We start from the raw sequence: 13,473 nt of genomic DNA, 5'->3' as shown, positions 1-13,473 counted from the left end.
AGGACGGGCATCACTCGCACCCGTCGTCGATCGTGTCGGCCGCGGTCAGGTCGGCGGGGTTGATGCCGTGCTCGCGTAGTACCACGTCACGCTCGGCCACGGTCGCCGCGTATGCGATCTCGTTGTCGTGCCGGATCTCGATCCATTCGCGCAGGCCGTTGCCCAGGTCGATCAATATCGTCTCGACCTGCCAGTCAGCGTGCGTGAGGACGGGCAGCACCTGTCCAGTCACTCGCACAGATGAGCGATCCGCAAGCCCATACGGAGCGGATCACGAAACTACAACCATGTGATTACCTGCGGTTTCAGTGGTACGGCCGCTTCCGCTCGATGCGCGGCAGGTGGTGCAGCAGGTCTGCCCACGGGTCAGGTAGGCCCGGCTCGGGCTGCGGGGTAGCCGGCACGGCGGGCGCCATCAGTTCGTCCCGGAGCGGAGGGAGTGCTGCCACGACCGCGGCAACGTTGACGACTGGCTCCCCGAAGGTCACCGTTGTTCTTCTGGGGCGCGCCGCGGCGCCCCGCCCGGATGTGGTCACCTCGAGAGTCTGCCGTTTCAGCCGGCCCCTGCCGTGGCCGAGGCCCTCCCAGCGGCGGCCGGTCACCTCGAGCGTGGTGTTCGCCGCCGGCCACCGGGATGTCGGGACGAGAACGCAGCCCTTCTCCCGCGCGCGGGCTTGCAGCGACCTGACGGTGCCGTCGGCGACCGGGCCCGGTACTCCGACTGCGACGAGGTCCACGCCGTCGATGAGGGCGGCCACGACCTGCGGCCAGTCCGGGCCAGGGTTGGGGACGAGCGCAAGCCGTTCGGCGGGGATCCTGTGCTCCTGGATCGCGGCGAGCAGGCCGAGGTGGGGAAGTCCGACGCAGGCCGCCCAGCCGCCGCCCTTCGTTGCGCCGGCGATCAGGGCGAGGAGCAGGTTGGTGGAGCCGACCACGCCGACGGTGGCGCCACGGGGGAGTCCGGGCCACGGGAGCAGGGGCGCGATCTGGTCGTCGACGGGCAGGAAGCGGGTGGCGTCGGGGCGGAGTTCGACCTCGTCGGCCTGCTGCACCGCGGTGGCGAGCGCGGTCATGTTTGCCTTGTCGACGCTGGCGGCGTTGACCTGGTCGAGGAGGCGGCGGGCGTCGCCGGGGGAGCGGATGGCGCCCTGCCAGGTGCGGCGGTCGGCCACGGCTTCCTCCTCACGATGGTGCTGGCCGTGAGGGGAAGGCCACGGCGGCGCCCGGCCGGCGTCTTCGCGGGAACGTCAGTCGAACATATGTTCTAAAGCGCACTGTAGCAGCAGGCTGGGCAGCCGGCATTGCGGCGCCCCGAGGTAACTACCCCGGGGCGCCGTTAATGCACTACTCAGTGACTCATACTTGTGGCATAGTGGAGTAATCTCCTAGGTATCTGTAGGGTCCTCGGTGATCAGGCGAATGCTAGATACCACGTGGCTGCCACCACGAGTATCAGCAGAATCAATCGGAGGGTCCGGTCGTCATCCTTCAGGGCGAACCGGACCAGTCCGATCAATTCGCGGATGAGCGCAATCAATAGCATCGCCTCCTCTGGTGAGATTGCTGCTGAACACTCTCCCAGACGTGGCCCCCAATTCCCGGACCCACCCAATCCATTTGATCCGTAATTGGGCGGGAATGTTCCCGACGAAGGGTTGCTCGCGTCGCCATTTGCGTCAAATAAGAAATCGCCCACGGCTAAAACGGCCGTGGGCGATTTTGTTGCGTTCGGTTTGGCCTCAGCGAACAGCCGCCGCCAGCCCCTCCGGAACCACGTAGTCCGGGAACGGCTCCACGTCCGGCTCCCGCCCCACCGACGCGCCCGTTGACGACGCCTGCAGCAGCACCCTCGACCCGTCCGCGCAGGTGATGCCCACGGCGAACGGCAGGCCCTCGCCCGCGCCGGCGAGCTCGGCGACGCTGAACAGCTGCCACCCGCTGAACTGCGGCGGCCGGGCCACGTCCAGCAGCCGGACAGTGAGGATCGCCAGGCGGGGGCCGCGCAGTCCCGGTGCCGGCATCTCTGGCGCTTCGACCGGCGTCAGATCCGAGCGGTTCGAGCCCCACAGACTCGCGGACGAGGTCGACTGGTGGTGCACCTTCACCCCGGTGACCGTCTTCACCTGCGACTTCTCGACCGTCGGACCCCACGCCTCCGCGCCGGTGCCGTACCGCTCCACCCGGACAATGTCCGGGTGCTCGGCGGCGTTGAGCAAGCGCTCGATCACGTCGAGGACTTCAGGCAAGGTCACGGAAGGCTCCAGCGGGTCGGGGAGCGGTCAGTCTAAAGATTGTCGGGCACGGGGCGGCAGGACATGCGAACGTTGACTTCCTCCTCCACGCCCGACGGAGGGGATTCCGGCGGCTTCGACGAGTTTCACGCCGCGAGCCGATCAGGTGGTTGGCGCTTCGCAGACCGCCGAACGGCAGGGTCTCCACGCCCGGTAACCGCCAGCCCGGCGGCCAGAATGTTTTTGGCTGCGTTCACGTCAGCGTTGTCCCTGTAGCCGCAGCCGGTGCACGCGAACTCCGCTTGGCTCTTGCGGGAGTTCGCGTCGATCAGGCTGCAACGGGAGCACCGTTGAGAGGTGTACGCGGGGTTGACCTTGACAATGGTCGCGCCGTGGTAGCGCGCCGCTTGTTCAAGGGCAAGCAGAAGCCTGCCCCAGCCCTTGTCCAGGATGGCGCGGTTCAGGCCTGCCTTTTGCAGCACGTTCTTTCCGGGTGCACTGGCGGAACCCTTCGCGGAGCGGGTCATGTTCTTGGTACGCAAGTCTTCAACTACTACGAGGCCGTGCTTGGTAGCCAGTTTATGGGCAGTCTGCGCAGCGAAGTCCTTACGCCTAGTGCCGTGACCACGAACGTTTACGGTGTTGGATGACACGCCGCCCGGGCTGACGGTTGGGCGGCGCCGCGCGCGGGTCAGGCTGTGGTGGTGGCAGATCTTGTACGCGTGCGGCGGCTCAGTGACCAGGAAGGTCAGCAGCTGCTGAGAATTACCCGTCGAGGTACGGGTTCACCGATCCGATTACGGCGGGCGATGGTCGTGCTCGCCTCTGCCGGAGGTAACACCGTGCCGGCGATTGCTCGTCTGGTCCAGGCCGACGAGGACACGATCCGGCAGGTCATCCACCGGTTCAACGAGTTGGGGATGGCCAGCCTGGACCCTCGGTGGGCGGGTGTGTCGCCGGTTTCCGAAAATTGACCCTCTGGGGGTTCGCAGGAACCCACCAGGGGTCAGTCTTCAGGGCGCGGCGACACCCGTGCCCGGTCGGCGGTCAGCTCACATAGCGGATAGTCCAAACGGACCGGATAGACCCCCACGAGGTTCTTTTTAAAAGGGCGTCTGGTCGGGATCCCCCGAGCCGACAGTGGCTTCTATTTCCTTCGAAACCGACATCGGCACGATTTTTTTTACCCACGGCGTCGAACGCCTCCACGGAGAGCAGGCCGCCCGACGCGACCACTACCAGGCACAACGTCGCGACACGGAACCACGTCGGCCCGTCGTAGCCAGCCACAACTTTGACGCCCTCGTTGAGGGAGGCGGGAAGGGCGGACACGGCGACCAAGCGCCAGAGTTGGCGCTGTTGGGGTCGACGACGCGGCACGAGCACTACCGTAATCGCCCGACGCCACCTGCCGGGTATTCGACTCACCCGATCGTGTCACCACTCGCTAATCGAACCCCCGGGCTCGGCCGCCGCGGCGCTCGGCCTGGCCCAGCCTGCCCTGACCAACCAATTTCAGCGCATCGAGCGGATCCTCGGGGGCGCGCTGTTCACCCGTGACCGCCGCGGCGTCCTGCCGACGCCGCTCGGCGATCCCGTGCTGGCCGCGCCCCGGTGTTGATCCCGGCCGTGACCGGGCTGCACGACGAGGCCAGCGAGCTGATCACGGCGGGCGGGACGGCCCGATACCGCGTGGGCGCCACCAATAAGCCGATCGTGGGGCGGGCTGCTGCGCTGGCTCAATGACGCGTACCCCAGCGGGCCTGTCTCGATCCACTCGACCTGGTCGGAGAACGAGGTCGAGTGGATGACGGTCGACGGGCGGCTCGACTATGCCCTGGTCGGCGCGCGTTCGGCCCCGCCGGCCGGGTTGTTCTCCGGCCTCACCTGGCGGGTGGCCTCGGTCGATGCCGTCTGGGCTGCTGAACGAGCGACATCCGCTGGCCGACTGGCAAGGCGCCATAGCCCAATGCAACCGGGATGTTGGCGTGCTGGAAGCACGTTACGTGGCTCGACCGCCCGGATCGCGGCAGTGCGTCCCGACGATCAAATATATCTACCGAGCGTGCGTGGATGCGCAGATTGCCAGCATTCCAACGAACAAGGAATCGGCAGGTAGCGGTACTCGAAATGGGTGAGAACGAGTGCCGCCGGATCGCTCCTACCGTGCTGGCCGGGTCCCGGCGGGCCTCGACCGCCAACCGGGTCGCACGCTCACGCAACTCGTCCAGGTACTTCTTCGGTGCGGGCATCGCTGGTGTTCCTCCCAGGTTTCGATGTCTCCATCAAACCCGGTGCGGGACGCATGGTCACCGCACTAGTGCGTTGACCGCGAACGCTACCAACGCTGGGGCCACCGACCCGAAACCCAAGCCGCTTGACGAACCCAGGAATCCATCAAGGTCAAACGCACTAACCAGAGGGGGTGGTGGTGCAGACGTACCAGGGCGAGTAGTTCGGGAACCAGTCCGAGTCACCATGCCCGCCTGCTGCCTTTACGTTGACGCACATGTACGAGCCGGGGTCTACGGCCCAGGAGTAGGTCGTCTGGTTCGCGGCAAGCCGGCGCTCCTCGTTGCCGTTCGAGACGACGAAGGCGGTCTCGTCGATCGAGTTGTCCTGCCACCGCATCTCGATCTTCCGCGGTCCGCTCGCGGTGGCGGTCAGTCCCGTGGGCATCGCCGGCGGGCCGGAGTCGGCGAGCGATCCCAGCCACTGGACCAGTCCCTCGTGCTCCGCGACCGCGTGCGAATGGACCAGGGAGGCGATGACCGGGCGAAGGTGGTCGGCGACCCAGATCGCGGCCTGCTGATCGACATAGGCGGCGGCTTCCATGCAGTACAGCCATGGGACGCCGACCTTCACGGTCAGCCAGGCCGCGAGACCGGGCACAGTCTTCGGCAGCGAACCGTCGATGCCGTCCGCGAGCTTGAGGGCGATGCGCGCGGCATCCCAGATGTCGTGCTGGGTCAGTTCACCGTTCTTCGCCCGGTAGGAGATGTCGAATGCCTTCGTCCCGGACTCGGCGATGTCGAGGATCTTGAGCGCCGGGTGGTCCGCGAACATGATCCGCGCCAGCACGGACAGCCCCTCGTCGGTGATGCCCTTGAGGCAGTAACGCACGGCGTCGTTCACCGCCTCCCCAAGATCAGGAGGCCCGGAAGGAGGCCCGGAAGGAGGCCCGGAAGAAGGAGGCTGCTCGGAGGGCGGCGCGGAAACCTGCCCGGTTACTGTGAAGTCGGCGTCGGCGCTGCCGCCGTCCCCGGTCAGCGCCGCAATGCCGAGAAGCGCCCCGACCGGCGCCTCCGGCGGTATCGGGAACGTCGCGGTGAAGCGCCCAGCCGAATCCGGCCTAGGACGAGCGATGCCGTCCCGCAGCGAATCCCAATGCCCGTTCCCGCGATTCACGCTGATGTCGATGGGCACGCCCGCGGCGTAGATCTCGTGGGTGAACCCCGAGCCGGTGACGGTGACCGACGTCCCCGGCGGCCCGGAGCTCGGCGACACCGAGATCGACTGCTGCGCGAAGGCCGCCGGCGGCGCCACCAGAACGCCGGCCGCGACCACCACCACGGCCATAAGCCGTCCGACACCAGACCACATAACAATGCCTCCCGGATATGACATTGGGAGGCGTTCACCACTCTAGCCGCGTTTCAGCGGCGACGCCGGAACTCGCGAGACAGGACGTAGGCGGCCAGGGGAGCCGAAACTCACCGACATTGATCAAGATTTCGGGGCCGGGCCGTAGATCGCGTACAGCGAGCGGCTCGGGATCGTCAGCTCCTGGGAAGACGAAGCGAACGCGCAGCAAGTCAGGAAGTCGGCGTGCGTGATGGTCACGCGGTGGCCAATGCTCGTCCGTAGCCGGGCCGGTCGGAGTGGTCGATGCCGTGTCCCGCCCAGCTGTACAGATGCAGGCTCATCCGTCGGGGTCGTCGAAGGCCAGGAGCCAGCCGACTGATGCCTCGATGACCGGTGAGTGGGCGACGCCCGGGGTGTCGAGGTGGGCCGCTTAAGCATGGAGGTCGGCGTGGTCGTCGACGGCGAAGCTGATCGGGTCGAATCCGACGCATCCCCTCGCCAGCCCGGTCAAAAGTTACTGGTCACCGCACTAGGCAGTGGCACGGACGCCATGCAGTTGTGCGACGAGATCGCCGAGGCGTTGTGGCCGGTCAGTGTCTACAAGCTTCCGAAGGTATGCACGGCGTTCGACTCGACGGCGGTGACGTCGACGAGGCCATGGGTCGCAAGCGCTCGTACGTGCGCGATCGGATCAGTGGCTACACCGTGGATCAGCTCTGCCAGCTCGGCGCCTGTGTCGTCGAGCAGCACTATCGGCCGTCATTGTGGGTTGCTGCAGGTCTTCGGAGGCCGGCATGCCGGCGTCAGCTCACAGTTCAAGAATCTGATCTTTGCGGCAGACGGACCAAAGCCGGAGCTGGTGCTGGCCGACGCTGTCAGCAACACCATCGAGATCAGCAAGAACGGCGAGTGCCAGCCCCTGCCCCAGTCCTCGCGGGCCAGCCGTTCGGCGCTGACCGGACCACGGTTTTCGTCGACGGTGAACAGATGCTGTGGAAAGACCTCACCGGCATTGCTGTCTGCCATGAAGATCAGGTCGCCAGGCTTGAGGGCGCTCGGGTCAGTCACTGCCGACTCCTCAACGCGGCCCGGTAGAACGCCAGCGCCGCCGCGCCAGCCGGAGTCAGCCGCCATGAGCCGCCCGGGCCGCCGGTCGAGTACGGCTTCGACACCAGAAACCCGGCCTTCTCGGCGATGGCCACCTCCTCTGTGACGTTGTCGATCGGGTCGGACACGCCGAAGTACTCGCGGTCGGTCAGAACGCTGCTGCCGCCCGGCTCGAGCCACAGATCGCAGTTGTCGGCGGCGGCGAGCAGGTTGCCGAGTTCGCGGGCCCGTGTCTGCTGGGCGGGCGTCAACTCGACGACGGTCACTGCTGCATCCCACCGTGCGTGCAAAGCTGGGTCATCCGGCGAAAGAAGTCCCGCTCGTAGGCGGCATGGTCGACGAACACGACCTGCACGCCAGCGGTCCGGGCCCGGCGCTCGTCGGCCCGGCTGTCGAACATGCCGTTCCAGGCGTCGTCCTCGTCCTTGTAAAACGTCGACTCCTCGATCAGGCCGAACGGGCAGCCACAGCGGTAGAGGAACACCCAATGCCGTCGCTCGGACTGTGGGCGGTAGGCGGGGGTCGTCTTCGCGGACCGGGTGCTCATTTGCCGCCCTCCGTGTCGTGCTCGCCAGTAAGCAGGTACCGCAGCGCGGGTGTCGGAACCCACGCATCCGAACGCCGCTGGTATTCCTCGGCACCGGCGCAGAAGCTCAGTAGCGCCGCGCGTAGTTGGGCACCGCTTTCCGCGTCCGCCTCGAGGGCGGCAGCGACGGCGTGGGCCTCCCGGCGGATATCGTCAGGCTCCCCGTCGTCGACGGCGTCAACCGCGGCCAGGCTGATGTAGCTGCGCGACCGGGCGATGGCCTCAGCGATCACCAATTCCAGCGGGGACAAATTACGGTTACTCACGACGTCTCCTCGTATTCGGCCAGCGCGCGAACCGTGTCCAGCAAGGTCCGCTTCTCAGCGAGGACCACGGTCACGTCGCAGGCGGCATGGTCACGAGTCCAGGCGATTACCTCGGACACGGGCATTCCTGCCACGATGAGGATCTCCGAGTGGGCCGGGCACACGATCTTCTCGATCCGCGAAGCCTTGTCGGCAGTCAGCGAGCCGCTCACGCCGCCTACTCAGGCTTCGTTGCCGAGGTCCCCCACAACGGGTGGCCGTGTTCGTCGGTCAGCGCCAGGTTGCCGCGGTGGAACGGCATCTCGAGACCGTCAGCGAACCTGAGGACCACCTGCCAGCGCGGCCAGCCCACCTCCCGTACCTCCAGCAGGTACCGCCACTGCGCGAGCGGAGCGTTCGGATTGTCGGTAGCCAGCCAGCGCACCCACCGACCGGGCATGAGCCGGTCGCCCACACTCACGATGCCTCCCCAAACCCGAGGGACGACGAGACCACATCCACGAACTGCCCGGCCGCGTCGAGCAGGTCGTCGGCCTCCTGCGCGGTCACCGTCCGTGGGATGCCCGCCTCGGCGGCAGCTCGTTTGGTCGACGTGCCGGCAAAGTAGGTGGCCCAGTCGCCGAACTCGGGCGCTACCTCGGCGAGCAGCACCCACACCGAGACCGTCGGCCGGCGCCGTCGTTCGGGGTCGGGCTTGGCGCGCGCCCCTAGGACCGCGGCAGCGGCCCGCAGGGCGGCCAGGTGGGCACCGGCGTACCGCATACCGTCGGAACGGGTTTCGCGTGCGTCGGCGAGTCCCTGCCGGGCGATGACCAGCAGCTGGGCTGGGGTGCGATGGGGCAGCATGTGCACGGGGACCGTGGGGACGTCGGTCACGCCGCCACCTCGTCGGCGAACGCGATCCGCTCCCAGTTCCGGTGGCTGATCTCCAGATCGCCGGCCTCGAACTCGGCGAGCATCGCCGCGCACTCAGCCTCCGCGTAGTCGCCGTCGCCGTACGACTGGCCGATCAGGTTGCACGGGCCGCGGTAGCCGTTGCGCCAGTCCAGGACGGTGTAGAAGACGTCGCCTTCCAGTTCTTCGTAGCTGTCGGCCAGGTCGTCGTCCCAGTGCGCCTCGTCGTACGCGCCCCGGTGCGCCTTCCGGTCGGCGTCGGTGACCGGTCGGGTGAGGGCGGCGAAGTTCTTGGTGACGGCCTTAACCGTCCACGGATTGGCATCGTCGGCCAGGGGAACGGTGTCGCCGAGGTGGAGGGCGCGCGGGGTCATCTCCCAGCGGCCGTCAGCAGGAGGATGGAAGTTCATCGCCATTCCTCCTCGTCGATCTGGACTACCCACGTCTTGGTGATGTCGTCGTACGGGTCGTAGGTGGTGCCGTCGGGTTCGGTCACCGTCGTGGTCTCGCTCATGTCGCTCAGGTAGGCGTCGAGCAGGTGGTCCACCATGTCGTCGGCCTTCGCCTGCTCGTACTCGGTGCGGCTGACGGTGAACTTCCGGCGAGCGATGGACTCGCCGTAGAGCGTGATCGTGTCGTCGTTGTCGGGCATCGTTCTCCTCAGTCGTCGAGTTCTTTGGTGGCGTTCAGCAGTGCCCTCTCGGCCTGCACGTAGTCGCTGGCGACCGGGTCCAGCCAGACGCCGTCGTAGGTGACGGCCTGGTAGACAAGGTGGCCGGCGATGCCGGGCCGGAGGGTGTCTTCGATGCCGGTGGTGCGGATGGTGCCGCGCCACAGGCCGTTCACCTCGACGCGGCAGACGCTGCGGCGGCCGGTGCCGAACCAGACGCGAGTCAGGGAGGCCATCAGTTCGGGTAGCGGACGCGGCCATTGCGAGTCTGCGGACGGGCCCGCATGTTCTCGTCCAGCAGGCGCACGTCCCCGTTGTAGGTGCTTGCGTGGACCGTCGGGCGGCCCAGGCCGGCGCTGCCAACCGTCACGTCACCGTTGTATGACTCGGCCTCGGAATCGGAAGCCAGGCCCGTCGCCGTGACATCACCGTTGTACGACTTGGCGCGAACGCTAGCTACATCGCGGGACGCCACATCCCCGTTGTAGGTGTTCGCGATCAACGACGAACCGGGAGGCAGGAACGCCCGGATATGCACCGGCATCGGCGGATCGGTCACGTCACCGCCCTGCCCGCCGTCCACCGCCACGCCGTTCACGTAGGTGCGCCCGCCGCGAACCTGGATGCGCTGACAGTTGACGTACATGTCGGCATCGCCGCCGCCAGTCATGACCATGCCGCCGCCGACGCTGATCGAGGAGAAGTTGCTACCCCCGACGACCACGTTGCCGGAGCCGACGATCACGCTGCCGGCGGTTTCGTTCTTCGGCAGGTGAAGGGTGTAGTAGTCGCCCTCGTCGTCGGCGCTGAGATTTTCGAGCATCTCGATGGTAGGTCCGCTGTTCGCGGCAGTGACGAGTTCGATGCGGGCAGACGTTAGGCCGGGGTCGGTGGCGGCCTCGATGTTGCTGTTGTAGCCGGAGAGGTCGACGGCGATTGGGCCGCTCTGGCGCGGCGTGAACGTCTTCGTTGTCAAGGGAACTCCGAAAGTGCGGGTGTAAGGCGACTATCTAGCATCACCGCTAGATCGAAGCGCTAATACCGAGCGCTTCGGCATGGCGTAATGCTATCAGGGTCGTACAGGTATGCGCCACGGTGTAGCGCTAAGGTGTGCACATGGCACAAGACCTGCGGCAACAACTCGCCGAGATAGCGCAGCGGAGAGTGAACGCCGAGGCCGAGGCGAAGGCTCTCAACGACCAGGAACAGGAACTGATCGCTCAAGCGTGGCGAGAGCACGTCCCACCGGCGGAGATCGCCGAACTGGTAGGCCGGTCAGCTGCCCACGTTCGCAAACTCCGCCCGGACGATGTGCCCCCGCTACGCCTCGGCGGCGGCGCCGCACCCAAGAAGGGGCGGCGCGGCAAGCGGTAGCCGAACACCGCGCCGCCTTTACCCGGCGACCCGCAGCTCGTTGTCGAGCAGCCACTCGTCCACGCACCGCACGCACACCGTGTTGTAGTGGTCGCACCGCTCGGGAACGATCTGCACCTCGACCGGCTGCCACGACACCGGCCCGGTGATGTTCGTCTGCAGATACTCCAGCCGCTGGCCGGCCGCGGCCACGGCTACGACATTGAACGCCGCGCTCACCGGGCGGCCGCCTCAGGCTGGGCCTGCTCCGCGAGGTCGTGGTGCCGGCGCCCGCACACAGGGCAGACCAGCCATCCGTCGTCGTCCCGCTCGGTCAGCGCAACGTCGTCGTCCGGGCACACGGACGTCCACGCCTCGCCGGTCCACTCGTTCGCCAGCACCATGTCCGGCTCCTGGTATCGCTCACCGGCCTCAGGCATCGGCTGCCGCCAGCTTGTCGGCGACCGCCCGGGCCAGCGGGAAATCCTCGGCGTCGCCGTCCACGTACACGACGACGCCTTCCCGGTACAGCGTGTACGACACGTCCTCGAAGCTGCGCGGCTCACGCGCGTCGTCGAAGTACACGGTCAGCCGGTCGGCGTGCTCGTGGGCCATCAGCCCAACCGCCGGCGCAGGACACTGCCGACACCTGTGCGGCCCGCCGGCGGGTACGCCTCCCGCTGCACCGCGTCGCGGACCTGCCGCATCTCCTGCTCGGTGTAGGGCCAGTCCGCGGGCCGGGTCCGGTCGGTCGCTGCTACGTTCGTCATGAGCGTTCCTTTCGCTCTGGGGTCGCGCGGTGTCTTTGGACGGGACGGACGCGCGGCCCTGCTTCGTTTCGGTCATTTGCCGTACGCTGCCGGGTTCTCGTCCCGGGCGTCCCGGTCGTGCTCGTCGCACCAGCGGTAGAAGGAATTCGGTGATGACGGCTGGCCGCAGCGAACGATCCGCCCCGGATATATGCCGCACTCGAGCTCCCGATCGCAGCTGCCCGACGACGCGTACTCCCACTCCTCGTCGCAGTAGCGGCTGCGGGCCAGCATGGGCTGAAGCTCAGGCATGCGGGTCGCGTCCTGCCCGGTACTCGGCTGCCTCAGCGCGCAGCGACTCCGGCGTGAACGACGACGCGAACAACCGGACCAGGCCAGAACGTTCCATCCGGTCGGCGTACGACTCCAGCAGCTCGGCCATCCGCTGCTTCGCCTCAGGGTCTTCGCTGCGGCGCTGGAGGTCGCACATCTCCGACCACTCGTCGCCGGAAGCGGACCACTCCCGCAGGTGCTCGATGGGGCTCACGACGTCACCGTCCGCGCCCACTCAATGGCCTGCGCCGGGTCCTGCCGCCAGCTGCCCGGGTAGCCGAGCCGCGGCGTGCGGTCCGTGCTCGTCGAGGCGCCGTCGAACACCGCCCAGCCCTCGCCCGACAGCCGGGGCAGCACTGTGCGGCTGGTGCCGTCGTCGCGGTGCACCCGCCAGCCGTTCGGCAGCGGAATCACGTCCCGGTCGAGGTTCGTAGGGGCGGTCACGATGCCTCCTCGAGTGCACAGCGGACGGCCTGGTCGAGGGTGGGGAACGGGTTGCCGGGGGACGGCCGGCGCATCTGGTTGATCCGCTTGATTGCGCACCAGGCATCGCCGTACCGTTCGAACAGCCACGGGCCGGCAACTTCCTCCCACGCCTCGTCAGCGCGCCCGGACGGCCGCACCCGGTGAATGCGCGGGTCGGTGGTCATCGGGGCGGTCACCGCGGGTCCCCGATCAGCGAACGGACCAAATCCTCGGCCGTCGCCCGCCCCGTATGCTCCGACGGCATCCGCGTCGCCCTGTACTCGTCGATGTCGAACCGGGCGCTGGCGCAGTCCGGCAGTGGCCACGCCTCCCACAGGTTTTGAGTCTCGACGACCGCCCAGCTTCCGTCGACGAGGTAGTTGCCTTGGGGCGTGGCGGCGACCCGGCCGGGCCACATCTTCGGAGGGGTGGTCACTGCGGGCCCCCGATCAGCGAGCGGATCGCCTCGGCATCCACAGGCCGCAGCCAGCGGCAGCCTTCCGTGTCCCGGCCATCGGTGAGATACAGCAGACTCGCCTCGATCAGCCGATTGGCGACGTCGGCGTCCACGAACGCCAGGGCATTCGGGCGCATGCCGTGTATCTCCGTCCCCGGGTTCGGGTCCGGATACCAGCGAGCAAGTCTGTGTTCCTCGCCGACCGCGCACGACACCTGTTGCAGCAACGCCCAGCTGAGAACCTGCGTCTCTTCGACGGTGAGGTTCACGACGCCATCTCCGGACGCCAGCGGGCCACGATCTCCGCGGTCATCACGTCGCCCAGATCCCCGCCCATGCTGCGGCCGGCGCGGCGGATGCGCTCGGCGATCTGCTCGTTCGACTCGCTCGGGTAACTGGCAACGAACGACTCGACCATCGTCTTGGCGACCGGATCCCGGCCCGTGATCGGCTCGAACACGTCATCTCCGTCGATCACGCCCACACCGACACCCCGTAGGCGGCACCGTCGTCAGCGGTCACCTCATGACCTCGGCCCTTTGCCTGGGCGATCAGCTCGAAGTCGGCGGGCGACAGCACCACCCGGGCGATCCCGGCGTGCAGGGCGCGCATCTCCCCGTCTTCGACATCGAGGGCGACCTCGATGCCGGAGTCCCAGTCGGCGACACGCACGACAGTGGCGGTTCCGTTGCGGGCGGACATGAGATCCGCCGGGCTCATGTGAATTTCTCTCACGGTGTTGTCCTTGTCTCGCCCGGTCATCTGACCGGCCGCCAC

The 13,473-nt window shown here is 67.5% G+C and carries 32 protein-coding genes; 3 read left to right on the top strand and 29 right to left on the bottom strand.

The genetic code is table 11. The features are described 5' to 3' along the window. Window positions 1-10 precede the first annotated feature (10 nt). The 4 genes from ACIA5D_RS36795 to ACIA5D_RS36780 form a co-directional block, all read right to left on the bottom strand. Complete coding sequence (locus ACIA5D_RS36795; RefSeq protein WP_396035072.1) at window positions 11-232, bottom strand: hypothetical protein; 222 nt, start codon at window positions 230-232, stop codon at window positions 11-13. Between the two features lie 73 nt (window positions 233-305). Continuing rightward, window positions 306-1,172 (bottom strand): hypothetical protein, encoded by an 867-nt coding sequence (locus ACIA5D_RS36790; protein WP_396035071.1) that lies wholly within the window; start codon window positions 1,170-1,172, stop codon window positions 306-308. A gap of 567 nt (window positions 1,173-1,739) precedes the next feature. After that, window positions 1,740-2,252 carry a hypothetical protein gene (locus ACIA5D_RS36785; RefSeq protein ID WP_396035070.1) on the bottom strand — a complete coding sequence of 171 codons (513 nt, stop codon included), beginning with the start codon at window positions 2,250-2,252 and terminating at the stop codon, window positions 1,740-1,742. Between the two features lie 125 nt (window positions 2,253-2,377). Continuing rightward, entirely contained in the window at window positions 2,378-2,884 is a 507-nt protein-coding gene (locus ACIA5D_RS36780) for an RNA-guided endonuclease InsQ/TnpB family protein (protein ID WP_396035069.1), read from the bottom strand. 51 nt (window positions 2,885-2,935) lie between these two features. On the opposite strand from ACIA5D_RS36780, the gene ACIA5D_RS36775 reads away from it, so the two are divergent. Both ACIA5D_RS36775 and ACIA5D_RS36770 read left to right on the top strand, forming a co-directional pair. Next, window positions 2,936-3,205: a helix-turn-helix domain-containing protein gene (locus ACIA5D_RS36775; protein ID WP_396035068.1), complete on the top strand. Its 270-nt coding sequence runs from the start codon at window positions 2,936-2,938 to the stop codon at window positions 3,203-3,205. 320 nt (window positions 3,206-3,525) lie between these two features. Next, a complete protein-coding gene (locus ACIA5D_RS36770; protein WP_396035067.1) occupies window positions 3,526-3,852 on the top strand; it encodes a LysR family transcriptional regulator in 327 nt (108 codons plus the stop codon). Between the two features lie 791 nt (window positions 3,853-4,643). On the opposite strand, the gene ACIA5D_RS36765 is transcribed toward ACIA5D_RS36770, so the two are convergent. From ACIA5D_RS36765 to ACIA5D_RS36705, 13 genes are all read right to left on the bottom strand, one after another. After that, the gene (locus tag ACIA5D_RS36765; protein WP_396035066.1) at window positions 4,644-5,810 is read right to left on the bottom strand and encodes a hypothetical protein; all 1,167 of its coding nucleotides are present in this window, start codon (window positions 5,808-5,810) and stop codon (window positions 4,644-4,646) included. A 603-nt stretch (window positions 5,811-6,413) separates the two neighbouring features. After that, window positions 6,414-6,566 carry a hypothetical protein gene (locus ACIA5D_RS36760; protein WP_396035065.1) on the bottom strand — a complete coding sequence of 51 codons (153 nt, stop codon included), beginning with the start codon at window positions 6,564-6,566 and terminating at the stop codon, window positions 6,414-6,416. A gap of 9 nt (window positions 6,567-6,575) precedes the next feature. After that, window positions 6,576-6,884: a hypothetical protein gene (locus ACIA5D_RS36755; protein ID WP_396035064.1), complete on the bottom strand. Its 309-nt coding sequence runs from the start codon at window positions 6,882-6,884 to the stop codon at window positions 6,576-6,578. Then, window positions 6,881-7,189, bottom strand: a complete 309-nt coding sequence (locus tag ACIA5D_RS36750; RefSeq protein WP_396035063.1) for a hypothetical protein — start codon at window positions 7,187-7,189, stop codon at window positions 6,881-6,883. Before ACIA5D_RS36750 ends, ACIA5D_RS36755 begins: the two co-directional genes overlap by 4 nt. After that, window positions 7,186-7,470: a hypothetical protein gene (locus tag ACIA5D_RS36745; RefSeq protein WP_396035061.1), complete on the bottom strand. Its 285-nt coding sequence runs from the start codon at window positions 7,468-7,470 to the stop codon at window positions 7,186-7,188. Before ACIA5D_RS36745 ends, ACIA5D_RS36750 begins: the two co-directional genes overlap by 4 nt. Further along, on the bottom strand, window positions 7,467-7,775 hold the full coding sequence (locus ACIA5D_RS36740) for a hypothetical protein (protein ID WP_396035060.1): 309 nt from the start codon (window positions 7,773-7,775) through the stop codon (window positions 7,467-7,469). The genes ACIA5D_RS36745 and ACIA5D_RS36740 overlap by 4 nt, the downstream gene beginning before the upstream one ends. Next, entirely contained in the window at window positions 7,772-7,987 is a 216-nt protein-coding gene (locus ACIA5D_RS36735) for a hypothetical protein (protein ID WP_396035059.1), read from the bottom strand. Before ACIA5D_RS36735 ends, ACIA5D_RS36740 begins: the two co-directional genes overlap by 4 nt. 5 nt (window positions 7,988-7,992) lie before the next feature. Further along, window positions 7,993-8,235, bottom strand: a complete 243-nt coding sequence (locus ACIA5D_RS36730) for a hypothetical protein (protein WP_396035058.1) — start codon at window positions 8,233-8,235, stop codon at window positions 7,993-7,995. Beyond that, entirely contained in the window at window positions 8,232-8,621 is a 390-nt protein-coding gene (locus ACIA5D_RS36725) for an SAV_6107 family HEPN domain-containing protein (protein ID WP_396035192.1), read from the bottom strand. The genes ACIA5D_RS36730 and ACIA5D_RS36725 overlap by 4 nt, the downstream gene beginning before the upstream one ends. A 26-nt stretch (window positions 8,622-8,647) precedes the next feature. Further along, window positions 8,648-9,079, bottom strand: coding sequence for a hypothetical protein (locus ACIA5D_RS36720; RefSeq protein WP_396035057.1), 432 nt, complete (start codon window positions 9,077-9,079; stop codon window positions 8,648-8,650). Next, window positions 9,076-9,321, bottom strand: coding sequence for a hypothetical protein (locus ACIA5D_RS36715; RefSeq protein WP_396035056.1), 246 nt, complete (start codon window positions 9,319-9,321; stop codon window positions 9,076-9,078). Before ACIA5D_RS36715 ends, ACIA5D_RS36720 begins: the two co-directional genes overlap by 4 nt. 8 nt (window positions 9,322-9,329) lie before the next feature. Continuing rightward, window positions 9,330-9,575, bottom strand: coding sequence for a hypothetical protein (locus ACIA5D_RS36710; RefSeq protein ID WP_396035055.1), 246 nt, complete (start codon window positions 9,573-9,575; stop codon window positions 9,330-9,332). Continuing rightward, window positions 9,575-10,315 carry a hypothetical protein gene (locus ACIA5D_RS36705; protein WP_396035054.1) on the bottom strand — a complete coding sequence of 247 codons (741 nt, stop codon included), beginning with the start codon at window positions 10,313-10,315 and terminating at the stop codon, window positions 9,575-9,577. Before ACIA5D_RS36705 ends, ACIA5D_RS36710 begins: the two co-directional genes overlap by 1 nt. 140 nt (window positions 10,316-10,455) lie before the next feature. On the opposite strand from ACIA5D_RS36705, the gene ACIA5D_RS36700 reads away from it, so the two are divergent. Further along, window positions 10,456-10,713, top strand: a complete 258-nt coding sequence (locus tag ACIA5D_RS36700) for a hypothetical protein (protein ID WP_396035053.1) — start codon at window positions 10,456-10,458, stop codon at window positions 10,711-10,713. An 18-nt stretch (window positions 10,714-10,731) separates the two neighbouring features. On the opposite strand, the gene ACIA5D_RS36695 is transcribed toward ACIA5D_RS36700, so the two are convergent. From ACIA5D_RS36695 to ACIA5D_RS36640, 12 genes are all read right to left on the bottom strand, one after another. Continuing rightward, window positions 10,732-10,932: a hypothetical protein gene (locus tag ACIA5D_RS36695; RefSeq protein WP_396035052.1), complete on the bottom strand. Its 201-nt coding sequence runs from the start codon at window positions 10,930-10,932 to the stop codon at window positions 10,732-10,734. Beyond that, entirely contained in the window at window positions 10,929-11,132 is a 204-nt protein-coding gene (locus tag ACIA5D_RS36690; RefSeq protein WP_396035051.1) for a hypothetical protein, read from the bottom strand. Before ACIA5D_RS36690 ends, ACIA5D_RS36695 begins: the two co-directional genes overlap by 4 nt. Further along, entirely contained in the window at window positions 11,125-11,307 is a 183-nt protein-coding gene (locus tag ACIA5D_RS36685) for a hypothetical protein (protein WP_396035050.1), read from the bottom strand. Before ACIA5D_RS36685 ends, ACIA5D_RS36690 begins: the two co-directional genes overlap by 8 nt. Further along, window positions 11,307-11,462 (bottom strand): hypothetical protein, encoded by a 156-nt coding sequence (locus ACIA5D_RS36680; protein WP_396035049.1) that lies wholly within the window; start codon window positions 11,460-11,462, stop codon window positions 11,307-11,309. The genes ACIA5D_RS36685 and ACIA5D_RS36680 overlap by 1 nt, the downstream gene beginning before the upstream one ends. Before the next feature lie 72 nt (window positions 11,463-11,534). Further along, entirely contained in the window at window positions 11,535-11,753 is a 219-nt protein-coding gene (locus ACIA5D_RS36675) for a hypothetical protein (protein WP_396035048.1), read from the bottom strand. Then, on the bottom strand, window positions 11,746-11,988 hold the full coding sequence (locus ACIA5D_RS36670; RefSeq protein WP_396035047.1) for a hypothetical protein: 243 nt from the start codon (window positions 11,986-11,988) through the stop codon (window positions 11,746-11,748). Before ACIA5D_RS36670 ends, ACIA5D_RS36675 begins: the two co-directional genes overlap by 8 nt. Beyond that, window positions 11,985-12,218 carry a hypothetical protein gene (locus ACIA5D_RS36665; protein ID WP_396035046.1) on the bottom strand — a complete coding sequence of 78 codons (234 nt, stop codon included), beginning with the start codon at window positions 12,216-12,218 and terminating at the stop codon, window positions 11,985-11,987. Before ACIA5D_RS36665 ends, ACIA5D_RS36670 begins: the two co-directional genes overlap by 4 nt. Further along, window positions 12,215-12,436, bottom strand: a complete 222-nt coding sequence (locus ACIA5D_RS36660; RefSeq protein WP_396035045.1) for a hypothetical protein — start codon at window positions 12,434-12,436, stop codon at window positions 12,215-12,217. The genes ACIA5D_RS36665 and ACIA5D_RS36660 overlap by 4 nt, the downstream gene beginning before the upstream one ends. Further along, window positions 12,433-12,675: a hypothetical protein gene (locus tag ACIA5D_RS36655; protein WP_396035044.1), complete on the bottom strand. Its 243-nt coding sequence runs from the start codon at window positions 12,673-12,675 to the stop codon at window positions 12,433-12,435. Before ACIA5D_RS36655 ends, ACIA5D_RS36660 begins: the two co-directional genes overlap by 4 nt. Further along, on the bottom strand, window positions 12,672-12,965 hold the full coding sequence (locus ACIA5D_RS36650) for a hypothetical protein (RefSeq protein WP_396035043.1): 294 nt from the start codon (window positions 12,963-12,965) through the stop codon (window positions 12,672-12,674). The genes ACIA5D_RS36655 and ACIA5D_RS36650 overlap by 4 nt, the downstream gene beginning before the upstream one ends. Next, window positions 12,962-13,174, bottom strand: a complete 213-nt coding sequence (locus ACIA5D_RS36645; protein ID WP_396035042.1) for a hypothetical protein — start codon at window positions 13,172-13,174, stop codon at window positions 12,962-12,964. The genes ACIA5D_RS36650 and ACIA5D_RS36645 overlap by 4 nt, the downstream gene beginning before the upstream one ends. Further along, complete coding sequence (locus ACIA5D_RS36640; protein WP_396035041.1) at window positions 13,171-13,431, bottom strand: hypothetical protein; 261 nt, start codon at window positions 13,429-13,431, stop codon at window positions 13,171-13,173. Before ACIA5D_RS36640 ends, ACIA5D_RS36645 begins: the two co-directional genes overlap by 4 nt. Between the last annotated feature and the right edge of the window lie 42 nt (window positions 13,432-13,473).

This window comes from Actinoplanes sp. NPDC051513 (assembly GCF_044454685.1).
Classification (GTDB): Bacteria; Actinomycetota; Actinomycetes; order Mycobacteriales; family Micromonosporaceae; genus Actinoplanes.
Note: the sequence above shows the minus strand (reverse complement) of the source record. Positions and strands in the feature narration are given on the sequence as shown.

What these genes read in the sequence shown, in the direction of transcription:
- ACIA5D_RS36765 (WP_396035066.1), bottom strand. Translation starts at nt 5,810, where the DNA reads ATGGCCGTGGTGGTGGTCGCGGCCGGCGTTCTGGTGGCGCCGCCGGCG.
- ACIA5D_RS36745 (WP_396035061.1), bottom strand. Translation starts at nt 7,470, where the DNA reads ATGAGCACCCGGTCCGCGAAGACGACCCCCGCCTACCGCCCACAGTCC.
- ACIA5D_RS36725 (WP_396035192.1), bottom strand. Translation starts at nt 8,621, where the DNA reads ATGCTGCCCCATCGCACCCCAGCCCAGCTGCTGGTCATCGCCCGGCAG.
- ACIA5D_RS36720 (WP_396035057.1), bottom strand. Translation starts at nt 9,079, where the DNA reads ATGAACTTCCATCCTCCTGCTGACGGCCGCTGGGAGATGACCCCGCGC.
- ACIA5D_RS36715 (WP_396035056.1), bottom strand. Translation starts at nt 9,321, where the DNA reads ATGCCCGACAACGACGACACGATCACGCTCTACGGCGAGTCCATCGCT.
- ACIA5D_RS36710 (WP_396035055.1), bottom strand. Translation starts at nt 9,575, where the DNA reads ATGGCCTCCCTGACTCGCGTCTGGTTCGGCACCGGCCGCCGCAGCGTC.
- ACIA5D_RS36700 (WP_396035053.1), top strand. Translation starts at nt 10,456, where the DNA reads ATGGCACAAGACCTGCGGCAACAACTCGCCGAGATAGCGCAGCGGAGA.
- ACIA5D_RS36690 (WP_396035051.1), bottom strand. Translation starts at nt 11,132, where the DNA reads ATGCCTGAGGCCGGTGAGCGATACCAGGAGCCGGACATGGTGCTGGCG.
- ACIA5D_RS36685 (WP_396035050.1), bottom strand. Translation starts at nt 11,307, where the DNA reads ATGGCCCACGAGCACGCCGACCGGCTGACCGTGTACTTCGACGACGCG.
- ACIA5D_RS36680 (WP_396035049.1), bottom strand. Translation starts at nt 11,462, where the DNA reads ATGACGAACGTAGCAGCGACCGACCGGACCCGGCCCGCGGACTGGCCC.
- ACIA5D_RS36675 (WP_396035048.1), bottom strand. Translation starts at nt 11,753, where the DNA reads ATGCCTGAGCTTCAGCCCATGCTGGCCCGCAGCCGCTACTGCGACGAG.